The sequence below is a fragment of the Microbacterium pollutisoli genome (assembly GCF_053586795.1).
Window position 1 is genome coordinate 234,416 of the sequence record NZ_JBNYWT010000001.1, and the last position, 19,647, is coordinate 254,062.

A 19,647-nucleotide genomic window follows, 5' to 3' on the forward strand; every position below is an offset into this window, starting at 1 on the left:
TAGGGTGGTCACTCGTGGCAGTCGGGCAGGAGGCGGAGCAGGCGGTGGACCAGCAGGTGCATTTCGGCAGCTTCGCCGCCGAGCAGCTGTCGCCCGCCTTCCCGCAGCGCGCGCCGTGGGGCACCGCGCAGAACCTGCGGGCCTGGCAGGCCGAGGCGCTCGACCTCTACTTCCGCATGGACGGGCCCGACGGACCCGGCAAGGGTCCCCGCGACTTCCTCGCCGCCGCGACCCCCGGCGCCGGGAAGACCACGTTCGCCCTGCGCCTGGCATCCGAGCTGCTGCGCCGCGGCGTCATCGACCGCATCGTCGTTGTCGCCCCGACTGAGCATCTGAAGACGCAGTGGGCCGATGCGGCCGCCCGCGTCTCGATCCGGCTCGATCCGCGGTTCAGCAACCGTCACTACGCCCCGGCCCGCCACTTCCACGGCGTCGCGGTCACCTACGCCCAGGTGGCGGTGAAGGCGTCGGTGCACCAGCGCCTCACCATGGACGCCCGCACCCTGGTCATCCTCGACGAGGTGCACCACGGCGGCGACGCGCTCAGCTGGGGCGACGCCCTGCGTGAGGCGTACACGCGGGCCACGCGTCGGCTGCTGCTCAGCGGCACGCCGTTCCGCTCCGACACCTCGCCGATTCCGTTCGTCGAGTACCACCCGAACGCCAAGGGCATCCGGCTGTCCAAGACCGATTACGACTACGGATACGGCCGGGCGCTGGCCGACGGGGTCGTGCGTCCCGTGCTGTTCCTGGTCTACGCGGGCAAGATGCGGTGGCGCACGCGCGCCGGCGACGAGCTCGAGGCGCAGCTGGGTCAGGACAACACCAAGGACGTCACCGCGCAGGCGTGGCGCACCGCGCTGGACCCCGAGGGGGACTGGATCCCCGCCGTGCTCCGCTCCGCCGACCGCCGGTTGAGCGAGGTGCGACAGGACATCCCGGATGCCGGTGGCCTGGTCATCGCGACCGATCAGACCGCCGCCCGCGCCTACGCCGCGATCCTGCACCGGATCACCGGCGAGGAGCCCACCGTCGTCCTGAGCGACGACAAGGCGGCCTCGGGGCGCATCGAGACGTTCTCGCAGTCGACGACCCGCTGGATGGTCGCGGTGCGCATGGTGTCGGAGGGCGTCGACGTGCCGCGGCTGGCCGTGGGCGTGTACGCCACCAGCGCGTCGACCCCGCTGTTCTTCGCACAGGCCATCGGACGTTTCGTCCGCGCCCGCCGCCGCGGCGAGTCGGCATCCGTCTTCTTGCCCAATGTGCCGCAGCTGCTGACGCTGGCCGGGGAACTCGAGCGCCAGCGTGACCACGCCCTCGACCGCGACACCGATGGCGACGGCGATGGACTGGACGACGACCTGCTCGACGCCGCCGAACGGGAGGAGAAGGCGTCCGACGCGCTCGAGCAGGAGTTCACCTATCAGGCGCTGGGGTCCGAGGCCCACTTCGACCGGGTGCTGTACGACGGCCGGGAGTTCGGGCAGCTGGCCGTGCCCGGCACGCCCGAGGAAGAGGAGTTCCTGGGCATCCCCGGCCTGCTGGAGCCCGAGCACGTGCACGACCTGCTCATGCACCGGCAGTCCCGGCAGTCCCGGCACCGCCGCGCGCGGGAGGCACGGGAGGCGAACGGGTCGTCGCCGGCGGGCGGGACCGAGCCCGCGCTGCCGCAGGCGCTGCACCGCACCCTCCGCGAGCAGCGTCAGCTGCTCAACAGCCTCGTCGGCCTGTACGCCCGGCAGAGCGGCGAGCCGCACGGTGCCGTGCACGCCGAGCTGCGGCGCGTGTGCGGCGGGCCCGAGGTCGCCCGCGCGACCGTCGCGCAGCTGCAGGCGCGCATCGAGGTGCTGCGCGCCCGCGTGCGCTCCTGACCAGGGGGCGTCCGGGGCTTCGGAGCTCCGAAATGCTGGCAATACCGCGATCTGGGCCGGTTCCGGTGTGCGGCGCGGCTACGGTGATCGACGTGAACGATGCCCCGACCCCGCCGCAGCCGTCCGCGCGTGAGCGCCGGCGCTGGACCCGCTATCTCGTCGACGAGCGGGCCGAAGCGCATGTGTACCGGGAGCTCGCGACCCGCAAGACGGGGGAAGAGCGCGAGATCCTCGAGGCGCTCGCCGACGCCGAGGGACGGCACGAGGCGCACTGGCTGACGCTGCTGGGCGGGGAGCCCGAACGGCTGCCGAAGCCGGGGCTGGGCACCCGACTGCTGGGCTGGATGGCCAGCCGGTTCGGATCGATCTTCGTGCTCGCCCTCGCCCAGAACGCCGAGGGCCGGTCGCCGTACGACGCCGACCCCCATGCGCCGGCGAGCATGGCCGCCGACGAGAAGATCCACCGCGAGGTGGTGCGGGGTCTGGCGGCGCGCGGACGCCGTCGCCTGTCGGGGTCCTTCCGCGCCGCCGTGTTCGGCGCCAACGACGGGCTCGTCTCGAACCTGGCGCTGGTCATCGGCATCGGTGCGACCGGCGTCTCCGCGCAGTTCGTGCTCATCAGCGGCCTCGCGGGCCTGCTCGCCGGTGCGCTGTCGATGGCCGCCGGAGAGTTCGTGTCGGTCCGCTCGCAGCGGGAACTGCTGGCATCCACCGAGCCGAGCAACGACGCCGACGCGGCCCTGCCCGACCTGGATCTCGATGCGAACGAGCTCGCGCTCGTCTACCGCACCCGCGGGGTGCCCGCCGACGAGGCGCTGCGGCGCGCCCGCGAGGTCATCGCCACCGCGCAGGTCGCCGACCGCACCACCCCCTACCGGCTGCCGCACGCGCGGGTCCCCGACCACGAGGTCGTGGGCGGGGCCCTGGGCGCGGCGGCGTCGAGCTTCGGGTTCTTCGCCTCCGGTGCGGTCATCCCGGTGCTGCCGTGGCTGGTCGGCATGACCGGGCTGCCGGCGGTGATCGCCGCCCTCGTGCTGGTGGGCGTCGCGCTGATGGCGACCGGCGCCATGGTGGGTCTGCTGTCGGGCGGACCGCCGCTCAAGCGCGCCCTGCGACAGCTTGCGATCGGCTACGGGGCGGCCCTGGTCACCTACCTGCTGGGGCTCGCGTTCGGGGTGACGCTGGGGTGACCGCCGGGCGCCCCTCCGGTTTCGTCGCAGGGGCACGGTCGTGGTAGTGTCGATCTTCGGTTGGCGACAACCAGACACCCATGCGCGGGTGGCGGAATAGGTAGACGCGCTAGCTTGAGGTGCTAGTGCCCGTATAGGGCGTGGGGGTTCAAGTCCCCCCTCGCGCACGCGAACAAAATGTCCCCTGACCTGGGATTTTATCTCTCGGGTTGGGGGTCATTTTCGTGCCATGTGCTGAGATATGTGCTAAGCCCCACCGAGATGGGCCGCGAAGCGGTCTGCTGCGGCTTTCTGCATCGTCGGGGTGACATGGCTGTAGATGTTCATCGTGGTTGTGATGGTGGAGTGCCCCAGGCGCTCCTGTACTACCTTGGGATGCTCGCCCAGCTCCAGCAGGAGTGTGGCGTGCGTGTGGCGCAGCCCCTTGATCGTCACGCGGGGCAGCGTCGGGTGTACCTTGGCGAGCCACTTCATGCGGCGATCCCAGCGGCTCGTCATGGCGTCGGGTGAGCGCAGCTTGCCCTCGTCGTCACCGAACACATACGCATCGGCCCCCGCGAGCTTGAACGACACTTCGGCGCGGGCGACCTTGTAGGAGGCGAGCACTTTGAGGGTTGCGGCGTCCACGTCGCGCTGCTCGCGATCTTTCTACCGTCTGCGCTGCTCGTGATGGGGGTGCTGCCCTTCTGGGAGCGGTTGCGTCGTGCGCCGGGAGTGCAGCGTGTGCTGGCGGGCGTGAACGCCGGAGTCGTCGGGCTGCTCGCCGCCGCATTATACGACTCCGTATTCACCGCGGGTGTCACGAACGCCGCATCACTCGTCGTCGCGGCACTCGCGTTTGTCGCACTCACGTCCTGGAAAACACCGTCATGGGCTGTAGTGCTCGGGGCGGCAGGAGCCGGGGCATTGCTGCTCTGAACGCGCAACGCGAATACTCAGGCGAGGCTGGCCTGCAATGCGAGAAGCGTGCCCGCCTGGGAGAATTGAAGTGTGAGCCGATTTTCATCCCTGGTCAGGGCATACCCACTCGTGATCGCAACACTCTTAGTCGCACTGATCGGATTGATTCTTTTGGCGACCCCCGCCAGTGAGTCGGCCAGCTGGGTCGTGGGCGCATATGCGCTTGTGATTGCCGCATGGGAGGCGGTCGGGATGATTCGGCAGCTCATCCAAGGGCACGCCGGCCTCGACATTCTTGCGGTGACGGCGATCACCGCGGCAGTGCTCGTTGGGGAGCCGTGGGCGGCGCTCGTGGTGGTGCTGATGCTCACCGGCGGGGCGGCCCTCGAAGATTACGCTGAGAACCGTTCGAAGCGGGAACTGACCGCGCTGCTGCGTAAGGCACCCCAGCAGGCCACGCGCATCCTCGCCCCAAGCGCACCCGGCGCGGAAATGCACGGGCATACTGCCGAGGTCACGACCGAGGACATACGGGTCGAAGAGGTCGAGGTGGGTGATCTGTTGCTGGTGCGGCCGGGTGAACTCGTGCCTGTGGACTCGATCCTCGTCTCCGAGCACGCCGTGTTCGATGAGTCGTCATTGACCGGTGAAAGCCTGCCCGTTGAGCGTGACGCGGGAGAGAAAGTGTCGAGCGGTGCGGTGAATGGACAAGCCGCAGTCACCATGCGGGCTGCGGCTCCGGCCGCCGAGAGCGAGTATCAGCAGATTGTTCGGCTCGTCGAACAAGCCGCGGGGAGCAAAGCCAAAGTCGTGCGGCTCGCAGATCGGTACGCGGTGCCGTTCACAGTGCTCGCGCTCGTGATCGCCGGGATCGCGTGGGCGGTCAGTGGAGAGGCTGTCCGGTTTGCCGAGGTGCTGGTGGTGGCGACCCCATGCCCGCTGCTGATCGCCGCGCCGGTCGCGTTTCTCGGTGGCATGAGCCGTGCCGCGAGGTTCGGGCTGATCGTCAAGGGCGGCGGCACCCTCGAACAGCTTTCACGAGCCCGCTCGGCGGCATTCGATAAGACCGGCACCATCACTACCGGCAAGCCAGTGCTCGAACGCCTTCTGCCCGCCGACCGCGCCAGCGAAGACGAGCTGCTGCGTTTCGCAGCCTCAGCGGAGGTGTACTCCTCTCACGTGCTCGCGGACTCCGTCGTGCAGGCCGCGAAACAGCACGGTCTGTCGCTCATCGAAGCCGAACATGCCGAGGAGATCGCGACAAACGGAGTCGCGGCTGTGCTCCGCACTCCTGACGCACCTGAGGCAGTGACGGTTCGTGTCGGCAAGCCCTCCTGGGTGCGCCACTCCGCGCCGGACCTCGTGCTGGCAGACCTTGCTCCAGGGGAACTCGCAATCTACGTCTCAGTCGATGGCCGTTTCGCCGGAGCCATCGTCATGCGCGACCAAGTGCGCGAAGAAGCAGCCCAGGCTCTCCGTCAGCTGAGCGCACTCGGTATCGAGCGTACGCTCATGGTCACCGGAGACGTTGCAGCCACCGCCGAACCCATCGCGCGGCGCCTTGGAATCAGCGAGGTGCACGCGGAGTGCCGCCCCGGCGACAAAGTTCGCATTGTCAGTAGCGTGCAGCCCCGCCCGCTCATCATGGTCGGTGACGGCCTCAACGATGCCCCGGTGCTCGCTGCTGCGGATATTGGCTTCGCAATGGGGGCGCGCGGTGCAACCGCAGCATCGGAGTCTGCGGACATCGTGAACCGCTACGACACGCTCTCGGCCCTGCCGCGCGCGGTGAGCATCGGCAAGGACACCGTGCGCATCGCACTGCAAAGCATCTGGCTCGGCATCATCATCAGCGTCGGCCTCATGCTCATCGCCGCCTTCGGGTTCCTCCCAGCACTCCTCGGCGCGTGGCTGCAAGAAGTCGTTGACCTGGTGGCCATCCTCGGCGCACTCCGTGCAGTCGGCCCACGATCTGAGCGAATCACACGATCATCACCAGTCGCATCGACGGAACAACTTCACTTCAGCACGACCCAAGACAGGAAATGAACAATATGGCATCCGACTCAAGCACCACGCCGCATCCCGGCGAAGCCCACCTGCAGAACGTGGGCCAACGTTTGAACTGGCTACGTGCAGGGGTGCTCGGCGCAAACGACGGCATCGTCTCTACCGCGGGCGTCGTCATCGGCGTCGCAGCCGCTACACCAAACAACGTACTGGCAATCGCGACGGCCGGTATCGCGGCCGTTGTTGCCGGGGCGTTCTCAATGGCTGGCGGAGAATACGTTTCGGTGAGCACCCAACGCGACACAGAAAAAGCGCTCATCGCAAAAGAACGGTGGGAGCTCGAAACCATGCCCGAGGAGGAGCTTGAAGAACTCACCGAGCTCTACCGACAGCGGGGCCTCTCAGATGACCTTGCACATCAGGTAGCAGTGCAGCTTACCGAGAAGGACGCTCTCGCCGCTCACGCAGAAGTCGAGCTCGGAATCGACCATGAAGAGTTCACAAGCCCGTGGGCAGCCGCCGTGTCATCGTTCATTGCGTTCGCCGTTGGAGCACTGATCCCACTCATCATGATCCTGCTGCCTGTTGGTGGACACCGAGTTTGGATCGCAGCCATCGCAGTTGTGATCGGCCTCTTCCTCACCGGTTGGATCAGCGCTGCGCTCGGTGGAGCGCCGCGCGGTCGCGCAATTCTCCGAAACGTGGTCATGGGCTCCGCGACCATGATCGCCACTTACCTCATTGGGGCACTCTTTGGCGTGGCCATCGGATAGGCCGGTTCTCGTGATCCGGCCCGCTTTCATGTGCTAACTCATGTGCTATCGACTCTGCTAGGTCGTGAACTGCGGTGCAGTTATCCACAGGCAGGCTCCGCAGAAATGGCGGAATCATGCGGCAGAACGCCGGTTCACGATTTCGTGTGCGAGGGGGAACGGATCAGTTCAAGTCCCCCCTCGCGCACACAGCGGAAAAGGCTCTTGACCCGGGATTTCGGTCCCGAGTCAAGAGCCTTTCCCGTCTCGGTCAGCCGGCGGCGGCCTCCAGCGCGGCGAACAGATCGTCGGCGAGGTCCTCGACGTTCTCGATGCCCACCGACAGCCGCAGCAGATCGTCAGGCACGGAGACGGGTTCGGAGGCCAGTCGGCGCCGCCGCTCGATGAGCGACTCGACCCCGCCCAGGCTCGTGCCGGGCACCCACAGCCGCACCGACTGCGCGACGGCCACCGCGGCCGCGACACCGCCGGCCGGCCGCACCGTGATGATCGACCCGAAACCGGTCATCTGCGTCCGGGCGAGGTCGTGCTGCGGGTGGCTCGCCAGGCCCGGGTGGCGCACCTCGGCGACGGCCGGGTGGGCTTCGAGCCGGGCGGCGAGCTCGAGTGCGGTGCGCTGCGAGCGCTCCACGCGCAGCGCCAGGGTGCGGATGCCGCGCAGCGCCAGCCAGGCCTCCCAGGGTCCGGCGATGGCGCCGTGCACGTCGCGGTGCGATTTCAGCGCCGCCCACAGCTGCGGGTCGTCGGTGACCACCGCGCCCATGACCAGGTCGGAGTGCCCGGCCAGATACTTGGTGACCGAGTGCACGACCACGTCGGCGCCCAGGGACAGCGGCAGCTGGGCCAGGGGAGTGGCGAAGGTGTTGTCGACGATCACCCGGCCGCCGCGTTCGTGCACGGCGGCGGCGAGCGTACGGATGTCGGCGATCTCGAGCATCGGGTTGGTCGGCGACTCGATCCAGAGCACCGGGGCCTGCGCGGCCGCCACCTCGGCGATCACGGCGGTCGTGTCGGCGATGTCGACCTCGATGAGCGTGATCCCGCGCTGCTCGGCGGAGGAGCGCGCCGCGACCCGCGAGGTGTTGTAGCTGTGCCGCGGCATGATGAGCGTGCCGCCACCGGGCACGAGCGTGAGCGCGGCGCTGATGGCGGCCATGCCCGACCCGAACACGAGCGCCCGCTCGGTCGCGCCCTCCAGCGCGCCGATCGTCTCCTCGAGCGGCAGCCACGACTCCGTGCCGTACCGCGCGTACAGGAGCTGATCGGGATGGGGCTCGTCGACCCCAATGTAGGTGGAGGACAGGACGACCGGCGCATTGACCGGCGCTCCGGGCACACGGGGCGGGCGCCCGGCGGCCACGACGAGGGAATCGGTGCGAAGATGTTCGGCGCTGCTCACTTTTCGAGCGTACGACCGCGTGGCCGCCGCCCGGTGAAGATGACGCGCGTGCCGACCGACGGACCCGGACCGGTACGGTGGACTCCATGTCCGAGACCGACCTTCCCGAGGTCGCCCGCATCGCGCGCGACCTGATCCGGTTCGACACCACCAACTACGGCGAGGGGCGCAGCAACGGCGAGCGCGAGGCCGCCGAGTACGTCGGCGCGTACCTCGAGTCGCTGGGGCTGACGCCGGAGTACTACGAGCTGATCCCGCGGCGCACCAACCTGACCGCCCGCGTGCCCGGCCGCAACCGGGACAAGCCCGCGCTGGTGCTGCACGGCCACCTCGACGTGGTGCCCGCCGTGGCCGAGGACTGGAGCGTCGACCCGTTCGCCGGCGTCATCGCGGACGGCATGCTCTGGGGCCGCGGCGCGGTCGACATGAAGGACATGGACGCCATGATCCTGGCATCCGTCGCCGAGATCCTCCGCGCGGGAGAGCAGCCCGAGCGTGACCTGATTTTGACGTTCTTCGCCGACGAGGAGGCCGGCGGCGTCGCCGGTTCGCAGCTGGTCGTCCGCGACCGTCCCGAATGGTTCGCCGGCGCCACCGAGGCCATCAGCGAGGTGGGCGGATACTCGATCGCGGTCGGCGACCGCCGCGCGTACCTGCTCCAGGTCGGCGAGAAGGCGCTGGTGTGGATTCGGCTGCACGCCCGCGGCGCCGCCGGGCACGGCAGCCGCTTCCACGCCGACAACGCCGTGACCCGCCTGGCCGAAGCCGTCGCCGCCCTGGGCCGCAGCCCGTGGCCTGTCGAGCTGACCGCCACCACCCGCGACCTCGTCGACGCGCTCGCGCGGATCTCGGGCGCGGATGCCGGCGACCCTGACGCCGTGGCCGCCACCGCGGGACCGGCCGCGCCGTTCCTGCAGTCGACCTTCCGCACGACGACCAACCCGACAGGGCTCACCGCCGGGTACAAGCACAATGTGATCCCGGACACCGCCATCGCCGCCATCGATATCCGCACGTTGCCCGGGCAGGAGGACGCCGTGCTCGCCGAGGTGCAGCGCATCGTCGGCGACGACATCGACATCGAGGTGGTGCACCGCGACATCGGCCTCGAGGTGCCCTTCGCCGGGTCGCTCGTCGACGCGATGGTCGCCGCCCTCGGCCGCCACGACCCGGGCGTGCCGGTGCTGCCGTACCTCATGGGCGGTGGCACCGACAACAAGGCCCTCGCGGCGCTCGGCATCGCCGGATTCGGCTTCGCGCCGCTGCGGCTGCCGGCCGAGCTCGATTTCACCGGTATGTTCCACGGGGTGGACGAACGCGTCCCGATCGACGCGCTCACATTCGGCCGGCAGGTGCTCACCGACCTGCTGCGCACGTACTGACCGTCCCCCGACCCGCGCACCGCCGGCACGAAAGGCACCCATGCACGCCATCGAGGCGATCATCCTCGGGCTCCTCCAGGGGCTCACCGAATTCCTGCCGATCTCCTCCAGCGCGCACCTGCGCATCGTGGGGGAGTTCCTGCCGTCGGCCACCGACCCCGGCGCGACGTTCACCGCGATCACCCAGATCGGCACCGAGATGGCCGTGCTCGTGTACTTCTGGCACAAGATCGTGCGCATCATCGCGCAGTGGTTCCGCTCGCTCACCGGCGCCGTGCCGCGCAACGACCCCGACGCGCGGATGGGGTGGATCGTGATCATCGGCACGATCCCCATCGGTGTGCTCGGTTTCCTCTTCCAGGACGTCATCCGCGACACCTTCCGCAACCTGTGGCTGGTCGCGATCGTGCTGATCGTGTTCGGCGTCATCCTCGGGATCGCCGACGCGCTGGGCCGGCGCATCCGCGTCGAGAAGGATCTCACCTACCCGCACGGCCTCGCCCTCGGCTTCGCGCAGGCCTTGGCCCTCATCCCGGGCGTCTCCCGCTCCGGGGCGACCACCACGATGGGCCTGGCGCTCGGCTACACCCGCCCGGCCGCGGCGGAGGTCGCGTTCCTGCTGGCCGTGCCCGCCGTGTTCGGCAGCGGCCTGTACGAGCTGCTGCAGGCGATCCGTGAGCCCGGCACCGCGGTGTTCACCCTCGCCGAGACGGCGCTGGCCACCGTGGTGGCGTTCGGGGTGGGCCTGGCCGTGATCGCCTACCTGATGAAGTACCTCAAGCGCGGCAGCTTCCTGCCGTTCGTCATCTACCGGGTGGTGCTGGGCCTCGTGCTCATCGTCCTGCTGGCGACCGGGGTGCTGCAGGCCTACTGACGGCCGCGGTCAGCGGCGCCCGTCGCCGGGGTGTCCCTTGGGGCCGTCGCCGCCGCGTCGCAGATAGCGTTCGAACTCCTGCGCGATGGCGTCGCCCGACGCCTCGGGCGAGTCCCACGTGTCGCGGGTGCGCTCGAGCTGGCGGATGTACTCGCTCATCTCCTCGTCGTCGGCGGCGGCCGCGTCGATCGACGCCTCCCACGCGAGCGCCTCGGCCGGCAGCTCACCGCGCGGCATCGTCGCCCCGGTGATCTCGGCCAGGCGGTCCATCAGGGCCAGCGTCGCCTTCGGCGACGGGGTGTGCCCGGCGACGTAGTGCGGCACGCTCGCCCACAGCGTGGCGGTGGGGATGCCGGCATCCGCCGCTGCGCCGGTCAGGACGCTCAGGATGCCCACGGGCCCCTCGTAGGTGGTCTTCTCCAGGCCCAGGGCCTCGCGCACCTGCTCGTCCTCGCTGCCGCCGAACACCGTGATGGGCCGCGTGTGGGGCACATCCGACATCATCGAGCCCAGGGCGACGACGCCGGTGATGTCCTCGCGCAGGGCCGCGTCGATGAACTCGGCCGCGAACGCCTGCCAGGCGCGGGCCGGCTCGACCCCGCTGAGGATCCACAGCCGCGTCGGATCGTCACCGGGTCCGGGCCGCCATAGCGTGGCATCCGGCCACACCAGCGAGCGCTTGCCGGTCGCGTCCATCTGGATCTGCGGGCGCGTGTACTGGTAATCGAAGTACAGCTCCGGGTCGACGGCGAACACCGGTTCGTGGCCGCCGGCGGCGCGCAGGCGCGAGACAGCGGCAGAGGCCGCTTCGCCGGCGTCGTTCCAGCCGTCGAAGGCGATCACGAGCACGCGCTCTCCGAGAGGTGTCACCGCGCTCCTTCCGGTCCGTTGCGGGTTCCCCCCACGATACGCCGGGCGCGCGTGGTGCGGGCCACCGACCGGGACTGTCGCCGACCCCGCCGGTAGGATGGCCTGATGCCCGCCCTCCCCGCCGCAGTCCTCTGGGACATGGACGGCACGCTGATCGACACCGAGCCGTACTGGATGGGCGCCGAGACCGCCCTGGTCACCCGGCACGGCGGCACCTGGTCGCACGAGCAGGCCCTGCAGATGGTGGGCCTGGGGCTCGAGGACGCCGCGCGGGTGTTCCAGGAGGCCGGCGTGCGCATGAGCGTGTCCGCGATCGTCGACGAGCTCACCGCCGAGGTCACCGCGCAGCTCGCGGCGGAGGGCAACCCCTACCGCCCCGGTGCGGTGGCGATGCTCCGCGGCCTGCGGGATGCCGGCATCCCCACGGCCCTGGTGACCATGTCGATGCGCAGCATGACCGAGGTGTTCCTCACCCAGCTCGGGTTCGACGCCTTCGACGTCGTGGTCGCCGGCGACGACGCCACCCGGCCCAAGCCCTTCCCCGACCCGTACCTCCAGGCCGCCGCGGCGCTCGGGGTCGCCCCGGAGGACACCCTCGTCGTGGAGGACTCGCCCAACGGCATGCGCGCCGCCGTCGCGTCCGGCGCCGTGACGCTCGGCATCCCGCTCATGGTGTCGCTCGTGGGCACCGGCGCCCACGGATTGTGGGAGTCCCTCGAGGGCCGGACGGTCGACGACCTCGTCGCGCACTTCGCCGCCCACCGGCACGGAGCGGCGCAGTGAACCCCGAGCTGCGGCCCAGCGGCCCCTTCCGCCTCGGCGACCGCGTGCAGCTGACCGGCCCCAAGGGTCGGATGCACACCATCACGCTGCGCACCGGCGGCGAGCTGCACACCCACCACGGCGTGCTCCGGCACGAGGACCTGGTCGGGCTGCCCGACGGGTCGGTCGCCGTCAACAGCAGCGGGCACGAGTACCTGGCGCTGCGGCCGCTGCTGCGCGACTTCGTCATGTCGATGCCGCGCGGTGCGGCCATCGTCTACCCGAAGGACGCCGCGCAGATCCTCGCCGCCGCCGACATCTTCCCCGGCGCCACGGTCGTCGAAGCCGGCGTGGGGTCGGGCGCCCTGTCGCTGTGGCTGCTCCGGGCGATCGGGGCCGAGGGCCGGCTGCACTCGTTCGAACGGCGCGAGGAGTTCGCACAGGTCGCCGAGGCGAACGTGGAGACGTTCCTGGGGCACCGCCCCGACACGTGGGACGTCGTGGTCGGCGACCTGGCCGAGCAGCTGCCGCAGGTGGTCGCCCCGGCATCCGTCGACCGGGTCGTGCTCGACATGCTGGCGCCCTGGGAGTGCATCGACGTCGTCGCCGACGCGCTGACCCCCGGCGGCGTCGTGCTCTGCTACATCGCCACCGCGACCCAGCTCAGCCGCGTCGCCGAGTACCTGCGCGGCACGGGGCTGTTCACCGAGCCGGAGGCGACCGAGACGATGGTGCGCGGCTGGCACGTCGAGGGCCTCGCCGTGCGCCCGGACCACCGCATGGTCGCGCACACCGGATTCCTCATCACCGCCCGGCGGCTCGCTCCCGGGGCGGTGCCCCCGGACGTGCGCAAGCGGGCGCTGAAGAAGCCGAGCTACAGCGACGAGGACGTCGAGGTGTGGACACCCGGTGCGGTGGGCGATCGCGCGATCACCGACAAGAACCTGCGCAAGCGCGTGCGGGAGGCCCAGCGCGCCGCCGAGGGCGCCCGTCAGGCCGCCGGCGCGGGGAGCGCATCGGACGACCCCGTAGACTGATCCGGTGCGTCGGATCCCTGCTGTTCTCGCTGTCCTCGGGCTGTCGGCCCTGGCCCTCGCCGGCTGCGCCTCGTCGCCGGCCGCATCGCCCGCCTCGTGCGACCGCGCGGCGAGCGACTCCCCGGCGATCGACCTGATCGATGTCACCGGATCGTTCGGGTCCCCGTCGGCCACCACGACCGCGCCCGTGCACGTCGACGAGACCGTGTTCGCCGACGCCACCGCCGGTGACGGCCGCGTCGTGACCACCGGGGCACAGGACGTGCAGTTCGCCACGACGATCCTCAACGGCACCACCGGTGAGACGCTGGTCAGCGCCCCCACCCAGGTGACCCCGGTCGACCAGTGGGGCACCTACTACGCGGGCATCGCGACGATGCTCGAATGCGCCGTCGAGGGCTCGCGCATCGTCGGCGTCGCCGCGCCCGGCGACATGGGCGTGGATGCCGCCGCGAGCCTGGGCCTGGGCGAAGACGACTCCGCCGTGATCGTGATCGACCTGCAGAAGGTGTTCCTGCCCGCCGCGGACGGACAGCCGCAGCGGATCACGGACAACGCCCTGCCCCAGGTCGTGCTCGCCCCGGACGGGCGCCCGGGCATCATCGTGCCCGACAGCGAGGCCCCCACCGACCTGCGCATCGAGCTGCTCAAGAAGGGCGACGGCGAGCGGGTCACCGCCGATTCGCGGGTGCGGGTGCACTACACCGGCGTGACCTGGGCCGACCGCGAGGTGTTCGACTCGTCGTGGGAGAAGGGCGCGTCCACCGCGTTCACGCTCGACGGCGTCGTGCCCGGGTTCGCGCAGGCGCTGGAGGGTCAGGCCGTCGGCTCGCAGGTGCTGGCCGTCATCCCGCCCGAATTGGGCTACGGCGACCAGGCGACCGGTTCGATCCCGGCCGGGTCGACCCTGGTGTTCGTGATCGACATCCTCGGGATCGAGGAGTCCGCGACACAGTGATCGCGCGTCGGATCGGCGGCCGGTCCCCGCGCCTAGGATGGTCGGGTGGCCACCGACTCGACATCTGCGGGGACGCTCCGCACCGCTCCTGAGGAGCGCCTGGTCAACCTCGTGGTCGCACTGCTGGCGACCGAGCAGGGACTGACGAAGGACACCATCCTCACATCGGTGGCCGGCTACCGCGAGCAGTCCGCCGCCGGCGCGTCCAAGGACGCGCTGGAGAAGATGTTCGAGCGCGACAAGGAGAACCTGCGCGGACTGGGCGTGCCGATCGAGACGATCGGCGACCACACCGACCCCGACGACCTGCGCGAGGCCCGCTACCGCGTGCCCACGGCCGAGTACGAGCTGCCCGTCGACATCGACTTCACGCCGGCGGAGCTGGCCGTGCTCAACCTCGCCGGCGGCGTCTGGAGCTCCAGCTCCATGTCCGCACAGGCGCGCAGCGGACTGCGCAAGATCCGCGCCCTGGGCATCGAGGTCGATGCGCCCATCATCGGCTACTCGCCGCGCATCAACCTGCGCGAGCCGGCGTTCGACCCGCTGCAGCGGGCCATCGAGCAGACCCGCGTCGTCAGCTTCGACTACCTCAAGGGCGGCAGTCACACCGCCCACCGTCGGCGCATCCAGCCGCTGGCGCTCGTCGAGTTCGAGGCGCGCTGGCACGTCTTCGGGTTCGACCTCGACCAGGACGCCGAACGCACCTTCCTGCTGTCGCGCATCGTCTCGGACGTGCAGATCACCCGGTCCGGGTTCGACGCGGCACGACGGGAGGGCGCGGGGGAGAAGGCCCTCGCCGGCCTGCAGGAGCTCGCGGCCCGCCAGCGCGCGCTGCTGGAGGTCGCCCCGGGCACCGAGGCCGCGCTGCGGCTGAGCCGCCGGGCGCAGCGCGCACCGCAGGGCATCGAGGTGTCCTACGTCGACCCGCACATCTTCGCCGACGAGCTGGCCTCGTACGGGCCCGAGGTGCGCGTGGTGGCGCCCGACGACCTCCGGGAGCTGGTCATCGCGCGGCTGCAGCGCACCCTCGAGGTCCACGGAGGTGCCCGATGAGCGCCGCGCCGCTGTTGGCCACCGACCGCGCCGCGCTGATCCTGCAGCTGGTGCCGTACCTGATCGCGCAGGGCGAGGTCTCGGTGGCCGACGCCGCCGCCGAGTTCGACGTGTCGCCCGCGCAGATGCGCGCGATGGTCGAGAAGCTCACCGTCATCGGCCTGCCCGGCGACGGCGGCTTCTGGCAGATGGCCAACGACCTGTTCGACATCGACTGGGATCTGCTCGACCAGCAGGACGTGATCTCGATCACCAACACCGTCGGCCTCGAACGCACTCCGCGGCTCACCGCCCGCGAGGCCGCAGCGCTGCTGGCCGGCCTGCAGCTGGCCGCATCCCTGCCCGGGGTGGGAGACAGCGGCGTCGTGCAGGGGCTGCTCACCAAGCTCGCCCGCGGCGCGTCGGGCGTGCCGGCCGAGGTCATCGTCGCGCCGGAGGCCGTCGACGACGTGCGCGTCGCCGTCGACGAGGCCCTGCGCGCCGGTGTGGCGATCTCGTTCGCGTACAAGGCGCCCGACCGGCCGGTCACCACCCGCACCGTCGACCCCGTCAAGGTGCACATCGCCGACGGTCAGTGGTACCTGCAGGGCTGGTGCCACCTGCGCGAGGCCATGCGCACCTTCCACCTCGACCGGGTCAGCGACGTGCAGCTGACCGACATCGCGATCACCCACAGCGGCGACACCGTGCCCGAGCTGTTCGAGAGCACCGAGACCGACGTCGCCGTCGAAGTGCGCTTCGCCCCCGAGCTGCTCCCGCTCCTGCCCGCGTCGCTCGACCGCGGCAGCGTCGTCGCCGACGGCGCGCGCCGCACCGGGCGGGTGCGGGTGGCCGACGAGCGCAGCCTCAAGCGACTCGCGGCCCGTCACGGCGGCGACGTCGAGGTGCTCGCGCCCGAGGCCGCCCGGGCCGCCGCCGCCGCATGGGCCGCGGCCGGGCTCGATCAGTACCGCTGACCTGGTTCCGGGTTGCGGCAGGTACACTGAGACGACGCTCTGACGAGGGGACGCTATGGGAAATCTATTCGCCGGTCCGCATCTGTGGATCCTCCTGATCGTGATCCTGCTCCTGTTCGGCGCGGCCAAGCTGCCGGCACTCGCGAAGAGCATGGGCCAGTCCGCCCGCATCTTCAAGGGTGAGATGAAGGCGATGAAGGAAGACGACGCCGCCAAGAGCACCGCCGCACCGGATGCCACGGTCGCCGACGGCACGACCGGGTCGACCGCCGCCGAGCCCTCGCCGCCGGCCGCCGGCAACGGCAGATCCGACTCCCCGCAGTAACGCCCCGTGGCCACGGCCCAACGCCCACGCCTGAACGACAACGTCCCGCGCCGCGACCGGAAGATGTCGCTCGGCGCGCACCTCATCGAGCTGCGCAAGCGCCTCCTGATCTCCCTCGCCGCGCTCGTGGTCGGCATGGTCGTGTCCTTCATCTTCACCGACGCGATCATCTCGGCGATGAGCGAGCCGATCCGCATCGTGGCCGAACGCCGCGTTGAGGACGCCCAGGCGATCGTACAGCTCATGTACTCCACGGTGACCGGGCCGTTCGACATGCGCCTGCGCATCGCGTTCGCGGTCGGCATCATCATCTCGGCGCCCGTGTGGCTGTGGCAGATCTGGGCGTTCCTCATGCCGGGGCTGACCCGCAAGGAGATCCGCTACACGGTGGGCTTCGTCGCCGCGGCCGTGCCGCTGTTCTTCGCCGGCTGCTATGTCGGCTGGTGGGTCATGCCGCACATCGTCGAGATCATGGCGTCGTTCTCGCCCGAAGGCTCGGCGAACCTGTACGAAGGCAAGTACTACTACGACTTCGTCTTCAAGCTGCTGCTGGTGGTGGGGGTCTCCTTCATCCTCCCGGTCTTCCTCGTGGCGCTGAACCTCGCCGGCATCATGACCGGCAAGGCGATCCTCCGCGGCTGGCGGGTCGCCGTGCTGGTCGCCGTCGTCTTCGCCGGCATCGCGACCCCCGCGGCCGACATCGTGAGCATGCTGCTGCTCGCCGGCATCCTGATCGTGCTCTTCTTCGCCGCGGCGGGTCTGTCGGCGCTGTTCGACTGGCGTCGCCGCCGGCGTACCGCCGCCGAGCTCGGACCGCTGCCGTGACCGATCCCGCCGAACGGTTTGCGCGCGCCGAGGCGGCCGCCGCCCACCCGGTGACGACGGCCTTCGCCGCAGCCCAGCCGTTCGACCTCGACCCGTTCCAGATCGCCGGCTGCCACGTCCTCGAAGACGACCGCAGCGTGCTGGTGGCCGCCCCCACCGGGGCGGGGAAGACCGTCGTGGGCGAATTCGCGGTGCATCTGGCCATGCGCGACCCGGGCGCCAAGGCGTTCTACACGACGCCCATGAAGGCGCTGTCGAACCAGAAGTTCCGCGAGCTGCAGGCGGTATACGGCGAGTCCGAGGTGGGGCTGCTCACCGGCGACACCAACATCAACGGCAACGCCCGCGTGGTGGTGATGACCACCGAGGTCCTGCGCAACATGCTCTACGCCGACTCGCCGGCGCTGCAGGGGCTGCGGTTCGTCGTCATGGACGAGGTGCACTTCCTGGCCGACCGCTTCCGCGGCGCGGTGTGGGAAGAGGTCATCATCCATCTGCCGTCGGCGGTGCGCCTGGTGTCGCTGTCGGCGACCGTGTCCAACGCCGAGGAGTTCGGCGACTGGCTGGACACGGTGCGCGGCGACACCGCCGTCATCGTGTCGGAGACGCGGCCGGTGCCGCTCGAGCAGCACGTGCTCGTGCGCGGCGACCTGCTGCCGCTGTTCGACGACCGGGCCGGCGTGGCCACCGCCCAGGTCAACCAGGAGCTCACCCGCATCCGGTCGGCGAAGGCGCAGACGTTCGAGAACAACCGGCGGTCGCACCAGTTCCGCTCCGGCGGCTACGAGGCCGGCCGGCGCCGCCCGCACAAGGGCGGCCGGCGTCCGGTCCGCGCCGCGAACATCCAGCGCATCGAGCGGATCGACCGTCCCGAGGTCGTCGAGCTGCTGCGGCGCTCCAACCTGCTGCCGGCGATCTTCTTCATCTTCAGCCGGGCCGGCTGCGACGCCGCGGTGCAGCAGGTGCGGCGGGCCGGCATCCGCCTGACGACCCGCGACGAGCGCGACCTGATCCGGCAGATCGTGGACGCCCGCACCCGCACCATCCAAGACGAGGACCTCGCGGTGCTCGGCTTCTGGGAGTGGAAGGAGAACCTCGAGCGCGGCGTCGCCGCCCATCACGCCGGCCTCCTCCCGGCGTTCAAGGAGATCGTCGAAGAGCTGTTCCAGCGCAAGCTCGTGAAGGCGGTGTTCGCCACCGAGACCCTCGCGCTGGGCATCAACATGCCCGCGCGCACGGTCGTCCTCGAGAAGCTCGAGAAGTTCAACGGCGAGGCCCGCGTCGCCATCACGGCGGGGGAGTACACCCAGCTCACCGGCCGGGCCGGCCGCCGCGGCATCGACGTGGAGGGACACGCGGTCATCCAGTGGACCGAGGGCCTGGACCCGCAGGCGGTCGCCGCGCTCGCCTCCCGCCGCACCTACCCGCTGAACTCGAGCTTCCGGCCCACCTACAACATGGCCGTGAACCTCATCGACGGCTTCGGACGCACGCGGGCGCGCAAGATCCTCGAGTCGTCGTTCGCGCAGTTCCAGGCCGACCGCGCCGTCGTGGGCCTCTCGCAGCAGGTGAAGGATGCCGAGCAGTCACTGGCCGGCTACGCCGAGGCCATGCGTTGCGACCGCGGTGACTTCACCGAATACGCGGCGATGCGGCGCGAACTCAGCGAGCTGGAGAAGAGCGGACGAGGCGAGACGTCGCACGCCGCCCGGCAGAAGCGGCAGCAGCAGATCCAGGCGCTGCGCCGCCGCCTGCAGCGGCACCCGTGCCACAGCTGCCCCGACCGTGAGCATCACGCCCGGTGGGGTGAGCGCCACGCGCGGCTGGAGCGGAAGACGGAGAAGCTGCGACGCCAGATCGCCACGCGCACCGGCACCGTCGCCCGCGTGTTCGACCGGGTAGTCGACGTGCTCTCGGCCCTCGACTACGTCGTGTTCGAACCCGACGGCACCACCCGGCTCACCGACGCCGGACGCACGATGCGCCGCATCTACGGCGAGCGCGACCTGCTGGTGGCCGAGTCGCTGCGCCGTCGGCTCTGGGATCAGCTCGACGCTCCCGGCCTGGCGGCCCTGGCCTCCTGCCTCGTCTACGAGCCGCGCGGCGACGCCGCCGACGCCGAGGTGCGGGCACTGCCGCGCGGCCCCTTCCGCCAGGCGCTCAGCGAGACGCAGGACCTGTGGTCGCGGCTCGACGACCTCGAGCGCGATCACCGGCTGCCCGGGTCCGAGCCGGTCGCCACCGGTCTGGCCCCGGCCATGCACGCGTGGGCACGGGGGATGCCGCTGGACGTCGTGCTGGATGCCGCCGACATGGCCGCCGGCGACTTCGTGCGGTGGACCAAGCAGGTGATCGACCTGCTCGACCAGCTGTCGATGGTCGCCGACCCGCCGGTGGCGACCACCGCGCGGCGGGCGCTGGAGGCGGTGCGTCGCGGCATCGTCGACTACAGCTCGGTGTGA

18 protein-coding genes and 1 tRNA gene are annotated in these 19,647 nt (G+C 70.5%); 16 read left to right on the forward strand and 3 right to left on the reverse strand.

What is annotated here, in order from left to right; all coding sequences use genetic code 11:
* Nucleotides 1–56: 56 nt before the first annotated feature.
* The 3 genes from ACQ143_RS01160 (at nt 57) to ACQ143_RS01170 (ending at nt 3,228) form a co-directional block, all read left to right on the forward strand.
* Nucleotides 57–1,871, forward strand: coding sequence for a DEAD/DEAH box helicase (locus ACQ143_RS01160; RefSeq protein ID WP_449569557.1), 1,815 nt, complete (start codon nt 57–59; stop codon nt 1,869–1,871).
* 92 nt (nt 1,872–1,963) lie between these two features.
* Nucleotides 1,964–3,061 carry a VIT1/CCC1 transporter family protein gene (locus ACQ143_RS01165; protein ID WP_449568896.1) on the forward strand — a complete coding sequence of 366 codons (1,098 nt, stop codon included), beginning with the start codon at nt 1,964–1,966 and terminating at the stop codon, nt 3,059–3,061.
* A gap of 82 nt (nt 3,062–3,143) precedes the next feature.
* Nucleotides 3,144–3,228 (forward strand) — tRNA-Leu (locus tag ACQ143_RS01170).
* A 79-nt stretch (nt 3,229–3,307) separates the two neighbouring features.
* Here the strand turns inward: ACQ143_RS01170 and ACQ143_RS01175 are convergent.
* Nucleotides 3,308–3,688, reverse strand: a complete 381-nt coding sequence (locus ACQ143_RS01175; protein WP_449568897.1) for a tyrosine-type recombinase/integrase — start codon at nt 3,686–3,688, stop codon at nt 3,308–3,310.
* 42 nt (nt 3,689–3,730) lie between these two features.
* Here ACQ143_RS01175 and ACQ143_RS01180 point away from each other — a divergent pair, with 42 nt between their 5' ends.
* The 3 genes from ACQ143_RS01180 to ACQ143_RS01190 all read left to right on the forward strand — a co-directional run bounded on the left by ACQ143_RS01180 (nt 3,731) and on the right by ACQ143_RS01190 (nt 6,744).
* Nucleotides 3,731–3,979: a chromate transporter gene (locus ACQ143_RS01180; protein WP_449569558.1), complete on the forward strand. Its 249-nt coding sequence runs from the start codon at nt 3,731–3,733 to the stop codon at nt 3,977–3,979.
* A 111-nt stretch (nt 3,980–4,090) separates the two neighbouring features.
* Entirely contained in the window at nt 4,091–6,010 is a 1,920-nt protein-coding gene (locus ACQ143_RS01185) for a heavy metal translocating P-type ATPase (RefSeq protein WP_449568898.1), read from the forward strand.
* A 5-nt stretch (nt 6,011–6,015) separates the two neighbouring features.
* On the forward strand, nt 6,016–6,744 hold the full coding sequence (locus ACQ143_RS01190) for a VIT1/CCC1 transporter family protein (RefSeq protein WP_449569559.1): 729 nt from the start codon (nt 6,016–6,018) through the stop codon (nt 6,742–6,744).
* Between the two features lie 250 nt (nt 6,745–6,994).
* Here the strand turns inward: ACQ143_RS01190 and ACQ143_RS01195 are convergent, their stop codons facing one another.
* A complete protein-coding gene (locus ACQ143_RS01195) occupies nt 6,995–8,143 on the reverse strand; it encodes a trans-sulfuration enzyme family protein (RefSeq protein ID WP_449568899.1) in 1,149 nt (382 codons plus the stop codon).
* An 86-nt stretch (nt 8,144–8,229) separates the two neighbouring features.
* Here ACQ143_RS01195 and ACQ143_RS01200 point away from each other — a divergent pair, with 86 nt between their 5' ends.
* Nucleotides 8,230–9,525 carry a M20/M25/M40 family metallo-hydrolase gene (locus tag ACQ143_RS01200; RefSeq protein ID WP_449568900.1) on the forward strand — a complete coding sequence of 432 codons (1,296 nt, stop codon included), beginning with the start codon at nt 8,230–8,232 and terminating at the stop codon, nt 9,523–9,525.
* Nucleotides 9,526–9,565: 40 nt separating this feature from the next.
* Nucleotides 9,566–10,399, forward strand: a complete 834-nt coding sequence (locus ACQ143_RS01205; protein ID WP_449568901.1) for an undecaprenyl-diphosphate phosphatase — start codon at nt 9,566–9,568, stop codon at nt 10,397–10,399.
* A gap of 9 nt (nt 10,400–10,408) precedes the next feature.
* Here the strand turns inward: ACQ143_RS01205 and ACQ143_RS01210 are convergent, their stop codons facing one another.
* Nucleotides 10,409–11,269, reverse strand: coding sequence for a PAC2 family protein (locus ACQ143_RS01210; protein ID WP_449568902.1), 861 nt, complete (start codon nt 11,267–11,269; stop codon nt 10,409–10,411).
* Between the two features lie 102 nt (nt 11,270–11,371).
* Here ACQ143_RS01210 and ACQ143_RS01215 point away from each other — a divergent pair, with 102 nt between their 5' ends.
* The 8 genes from ACQ143_RS01215 (at nt 11,372) to ACQ143_RS01250 (ending at nt 19,647) form a co-directional block, all read left to right on the forward strand.
* Nucleotides 11,372–12,052: an HAD family hydrolase gene (locus tag ACQ143_RS01215; protein WP_449569560.1), complete on the forward strand. Its 681-nt coding sequence runs from the start codon at nt 11,372–11,374 to the stop codon at nt 12,050–12,052.
* A complete protein-coding gene (locus ACQ143_RS01220; protein ID WP_449568903.1) occupies nt 12,049–13,068 on the forward strand; it encodes a tRNA (adenine-N1)-methyltransferase in 1,020 nt (339 codons plus the stop codon). The genes ACQ143_RS01215 and ACQ143_RS01220 overlap by 4 nt, the downstream gene beginning before the upstream one ends.
* A 4-nt stretch (nt 13,069–13,072) precedes the next feature.
* Complete coding sequence (locus tag ACQ143_RS01225) at nt 13,073–14,026, forward strand: FKBP-type peptidyl-prolyl cis-trans isomerase (protein ID WP_449568904.1); 954 nt, start codon at nt 13,073–13,075, stop codon at nt 14,024–14,026.
* A 45-nt stretch (nt 14,027–14,071) separates the two neighbouring features.
* A complete protein-coding gene (locus ACQ143_RS01230; RefSeq protein WP_449568905.1) occupies nt 14,072–15,079 on the forward strand; it encodes a helix-turn-helix transcriptional regulator in 1,008 nt (335 codons plus the stop codon).
* Nucleotides 15,076–16,035 carry a helix-turn-helix transcriptional regulator gene (locus ACQ143_RS01235; protein ID WP_449568906.1) on the forward strand — a complete coding sequence of 320 codons (960 nt, stop codon included), beginning with the start codon at nt 15,076–15,078 and terminating at the stop codon, nt 16,033–16,035. Before ACQ143_RS01230 ends, ACQ143_RS01235 begins: the two co-directional genes overlap by 4 nt.
* A gap of 55 nt (nt 16,036–16,090) precedes the next feature.
* Nucleotides 16,091–16,360 carry a twin-arginine translocase TatA/TatE family subunit gene (locus ACQ143_RS01240; RefSeq protein WP_449568907.1) on the forward strand — a complete coding sequence of 90 codons (270 nt, stop codon included), beginning with the start codon at nt 16,091–16,093 and terminating at the stop codon, nt 16,358–16,360.
* 63 nt (nt 16,361–16,423) lie between these two features.
* A complete protein-coding gene (gene tatC / locus ACQ143_RS01245; protein ID WP_449569561.1) occupies nt 16,424–17,185 on the forward strand; it encodes a twin-arginine translocase subunit TatC in 762 nt (253 codons plus the stop codon).
* On the forward strand, nt 17,182–19,647 hold the full coding sequence (locus tag ACQ143_RS01250) for a DEAD/DEAH box helicase (RefSeq protein WP_449568908.1): 2,466 nt from the start codon (nt 17,182–17,184) through the stop codon (nt 19,645–19,647). The genes tatC and ACQ143_RS01250 overlap by 4 nt, the downstream gene beginning before the upstream one ends.